The 3,563-nt window shown below is 65.1% G+C and carries 1 protein-coding gene and 1 pseudogene; both read right to left on the bottom strand.

Features of this window, described 5'->3' with window-relative positions; genetic code table 11:
• Window positions 1-137: 137 nt before the first annotated feature.
• A complete protein-coding gene (locus tag J8I33_RS34130; protein ID WP_209939988.1) occupies window positions 138-3,329 on the bottom strand; it encodes an efflux RND transporter permease subunit in 3,192 nt (1,063 codons plus the stop codon).
• A gap of 15 nt (window positions 3,330-3,344) precedes the next feature.
• Window positions 3,345-3,563 (bottom strand): annotated as a pseudogene (locus J8I33_RS34135) (efflux transporter periplasmic adaptor subunit); the annotation flags it as partial.

The raw sequence follows: 3,563 nt of genomic DNA on the forward strand, positions 1-3,563 counted from the left end.
GTAGACGCCGCCGGCCGGGTACGCCTGCGCGACGGGTGCATCGGGCCGCGTGTAATGCGGCGCCATCGTGCAGCCCGCGGCAAACAGCGCGGCAGCCAGTGCGGCCGCGGTGGCAGTCAAAACATGTTTTTGCATCGTTACTGCCCCTTCGAATCGTGTGCGTCGTCGCGACCGCGCTGCAGGTCGCCCTGCACGAGACGCCATGCGTCGTCGACGTTTTCCGTTTCGCCGCTGAAGATCGCACGAACCCGCACGAAGAACATCGGGATCATGAAAATGGCGAGGAACGTCGCAGTGATCATCCCGCCGATCACGCCCGTGCCGATCGCGTGCTGGCTCGCCGAGCCCGCGCCGTTGCTGATCGCGAGCGGCAGCACGCCGAGCATGAACGCGAGCGACGTCATCAGGATCGGACGCAGCCGCAGGCGCGCCGCCTCGATCGCCGCGCGCACCGGCCCCATGTTGCCGCCCGCCTGCAGTTCGCGTGCGAACTCGACGATCAGGATCGCGTTCTTTGCCGACAGGCCCACGGTGGTCAGCAGGCCGACCTGGAAGAACACGTCGTTCTCGAGGCCGCGCAGCATCGTCGCGAGCAGTGCGCCGACCACACCGAGCGGCACGACCATGATCACCGAGAACGGGATCGACCAGCTTTCATACAGCGCCGCGAGACACAGGAACACGACGAGAATCGAGATCGCGTACAGGATCGGCGCCTGCGAGCCGGACTGGATTTCCTGGAACGACAGCCCCGTCCACGAATAGCCGATGCCTTCCGGCAGCTTGCTCGCGAGCGCTTCCATCGCGGCCATCGCCTGCCCCGTCGACTTGCCTTCCGCGGCCTGCCCCTGGATCTCGATCGACGACACGCCGTTGTAACGCTCGAGCTTCGGCGACCCGTAGATCCAGTGGCCGGTCGAGAACGCGCTGAACGGCACCATCCCGCCCGCGCTGTTGCGCACGTACCAGATGTTCATGTCTTCGGGCGTCATCCGGAACGGCGCGTCCGACTGTACGTACACCTTCTTGATCCGGCCGTCGGTATCGAGGAAGTTGTTCACGTACTGCGACGCCCACGCGATCGAAAACGTCTGGTCGATCGCCGCGGCCGTCACGCCGAGCGCGTTCGCCTTCTCGCGATCGATGTCGACCTTGTACTGCGGCGTATCGTTCAGGCCGTTCGGACGCACGAGCGCCAGCGCCGGATCCTTTGCTGCCATCCCGAGCAACTGGCCGCGCGCGGCCATCAGCGCTTCGTGACCGAGGCCGGCGTTGTCCGTCAGCTCGAAGTCGAAGCCCGCAGCGGTACCGAGTTCGGGAATCGACGGCGGGTTGAACGGAATCACCATCCCGTCCTTATACGTCGAATAGTGCGCGAAGGTCCGGCCGATCAGCGCCTGCACCTTCTGGTCCGAACGCTGGCGCTGCTCGTACGGTTTCAGCTTCACGAACACGAGGCCCGCATTCTGGCCGCGGCCCGCGAAGCTGAAGCCGTTGACCGTGAACACCGAGTCGACCACCTCCTTCTCGGCGGTGGTCAGGTACGTGTTGATGTTGTCGAGCGTCTTGCCGGTCGTTTCCTGCGTGGAGCCGGACGGCGTCTGCACGATCATGAACATGTAGCCCTGGTCTTCATCGGGCAGGAACGACTTCGGCAGCCGCGCGAACATCACGCCGACCGCGAGGAACACGGCCAGGTAGATCACGAGCCAGCGGCCGGAGCGCTTGATCACATGGTTCACGCCGCTCGTATAGCGATCGCGGCTGCGATCGAACGTCCGGTTGAACCACCCGAAGAAGCCCTTCTTCTCTTCGTGATGCCCCTTCTCGATCGGCTTCAGGATCGTCGCGCACAGTGCCGGCGTCAGGATCAACGCGACGAGCACCGACAACACCATCGCCGACACGATCGTCAGCGAGAACTGACGATAGATCGCGCCGACCGAGCCGCCCGAGAACGCCACCGGCACGAACACCGCCGACAGCACGAGCGCGACGCCGACGAGTGCGCCGGTGATCTGGCTCATCGCCTTGCGGGTCGCCTCCTTCGGCGACAGCCCTTCTTCGGCCATCACGCGCTCGACGTTCTCGACCACCACGATCGCATCGTCGACCAGCAGGCCGATCGCGAGCACGAGCCCGAACATCGACAACGTGTTGATCGAGAAGCCGACGAGACCCATGATCGCGAACGTGCCGAGCAGCACGACCGGCACCGCGATCGTCGGGATGATCGTCGCCCGCAGGTTCTGCAGGAACAGGTACATCACGAGGAACACAAGCACGATGCCCTCGATCAGCGTCTTGACCACTTCCTCGATCGACAGGCGCACGAACGGCGTCGTGTCGTACGGGTAGTGCACGACGAGGCCATGCGGGAAGTACTTCGACAGCTCGTCGATCTTGGCCCGCAGCGCGTTCGCGGTCGCCAGTGCGTTCGCGCCGGTCGCGAGCTGGATGCCGAGGCCGGCCGTCGGTTGCCCCATGTACTTCGTGTCGAACGTGTAGTTCTCCGAACCGAGCGCCGCGCGGCCGACGTCCTTCAAGCGAACCTGCGAGCCGTCCTGGTTGACCTTCAGCAGGATGTTGCCGAACTGCTCGGGCGTGCGCAGCAGCGTCGATTCGGTGATCGTCGCCTGCAGCACGGTGCCCGGCTTCGCCGGCGTGCCGCCGATCTGGCCGCCCGCGATCTGCACGTTCTGCTGCGTGATCGCGGCCGTCACGTCGGTCGGCGTGAGGCTGTAGTTGGTCAGCTTGACGGGGTCGAGCCAGATCCGCATCGAGAACTGCGAACCGAGCAGCAGCGTCTGGCCGACGCCGTTCACGCGGCTCAGCGGATCGAGCACGTGCGAGGCCACGTAGTTCGTCAGGTCCTCCTTCGACATCCGGCCGTCCTCGGAGTTGAACGCGAACCACATCAGCCAGTTGCTGCTCGACTTCGTGACCTGCATGCCGAGCTGCTGCACGACCTGCGGCAGGTTCGGCGTCGCGAGCGACAGCTTGTTCTGCACCTGCACCTGCGCGACGTCCGGATTCGTACCCGGCGAGAAGGTCAGCGTGATCGTCGCGTTGCCCGAGTCATCGCTCGTCGACGACATGTAAAGGAAGTTGTCGAGCCCGCTCATCTGCTGCTCGATCACCTGCGTCACCGTGTCTTCCACCGTCTTCGCGGAAGCGCCCGGGTAGTTCGCCTGGATCTGGATCGTCGGCGGTGCGATCGTCGGATACTGCGCGATCGGCATCTTGAAGATCGATGCGACGCCGGCCAGCATCAGCACGATCGCGATCACCCACGCGAAGATCGGGCGATCGATAAAGAACTTGGCCATGAAACGGACTCCCTGTTATTGCGCGCTCGACGCGGCGGCCGAACTCGCTGCGGCACTGGCCGCGGTAGTTGCCGCGGTAGTCGCCGGCGCGGCGCTTGCCGAGGTGGCGGATGCGGCATCCGGCGCCGGGGCGAGCTGCGCGGCGACGGTCTTCACCGTCGCGCCCGGGCGCACCTTGTCGACGCCTTGCACGATCACGTGATCTCCTGCCTGCAGACCGCCTTCGACGATCCA

It is taken from the genome of Burkholderia sp. AcTa6-5, from assembly GCF_017815075.1.
GTDB classification, from domain to species: Bacteria; Pseudomonadota; Gammaproteobacteria; order Burkholderiales; family Burkholderiaceae; genus Burkholderia; species Burkholderia sola.